General features: G+C 36.4%; 1 protein-coding gene. It reads left to right on the plus strand.

All coding sequences use genetic code 11. The annotated features are described in order from the left end of the window. Window positions 1-14 precede the first annotated feature (14 nt). Window positions 15-1,424, plus strand: a 1,410-nt coding sequence (locus KSU54_RS18400) for a glycoside hydrolase family 1 protein (RefSeq protein ID WP_009010136.1), incomplete at its 3' end; no start/stop codon positions are given.

A 1,424-nucleotide genomic window follows, 5' to 3' on the forward strand; every position in this document is an offset into this window, starting at 1 on the left:
AAGGAGGAAATAAAATGTTACACAAAAAACTAAAACCATTCCCAAGTGATTTTTTATGGGGAGCTTCAACATCTGCTTATCAAGTAGAAGGAGCTAACTTAATCGATGGAAAAGGACCATCTTGTCAGGATGTCAAAAAAGTACCTGAAGGAACTTCAGAACTTGATGTGTGTGCTGATCAATATCATCGTTATAAAGAAGATATTGCATTGATGGCAGAAATGGGATTCAAGACTTATCGTTTCTCTATCGCTTGGACAAGAATTTTACCTAATGGAACTGGTGAAGTCAATCCAAAAGGAATTGAATATTATAATAATGTTATTAATGAATGTTTAAAATACGGTATTGAACCATTGGTAACAATGTTCCATTTTGATATGCCGGCTGCTTTAGATGAAAGAGGAAGCTGGGGTAATCCAGAATCGGTTGACTGGTTTGTAAACTTTGCAAAAGTTATGTATGAAAATTATGGTGATCGTGTTAAATATTGGCTAACGATCAACGAACAAAATATGCTGACTTTAGTTGGACCGGTAATTGGTACATTACACTTGCCGGAAGGATGCACAAACGAAATCAAAGAAATCTATCAGCAAAACCATCATATGCTGGTAGCACAAGCTAAAGCAATGGCATTATGCCACGAAATGATTCCTGGAGCAAAAATCGGACCTGCACCAAATATTTCATTAGTTTATCCTGCTTCTTGCAAACCTGAAGATGTTCTAGCAGCACAAAACTATAATGCTATAAGAAACTGGTTATATTTGGATATGGCGGTTTACGGTGTATATAATAATTTAGTTTGGGCTTACTTAGAAGAACATGATGCCTGCCCAACATTTGCACCTGGAGATGCTGAAGCATTGAAAAATGGACATCCTGATTTTATTGGTTTCAACTATTACAATACTGCTACTTGTGAAGCTAGTGATGGAACTGAAACAATGGATCCTGGAGCTGATCAGCAAACTGCTCGTGGTGAAGCCGGATTCTATCGTGGATTTAAAAATCCTAATTTACCAACTACTGAATTTGGATGGGAAATTGATCCAATGGGATTCCGGGCAACAATCCGTGAAATGTACTCACGTTATCGTCTGCCAATGATCGTTACTGAAAATGGACTAGGAGCATATGATAAATTAACAGAAGACGGTAAAGTACATGATCAATATCGAATTGAATATTTAAGAAAACATCTTGAACAGGTACAATTAGCAATCACAGACGGTTGTGAAATGATGGGATACTGTCCATGGTCAGCAGTAGACTTGATTTCAACACATGAAGGTATGGTCAAACGTTATGGATTTATTTATGTAGACCGTGAAGAATTTGATTTAAAAACTTTAGATCGTTATCGTAAAGATTCATTCTATTGGTACAAAAAAGTTATTGCCACTAATGGTGATGATTTA

Source organism: Erysipelatoclostridium sp. MSK.23.31 (assembly GCF_019125875.1).
In the GTDB taxonomy this organism is placed as follows: Bacteria; Bacillota_I; Bacilli_A; order Erysipelotrichales; family Coprobacillaceae; genus Thomasclavelia; species Thomasclavelia ramosa.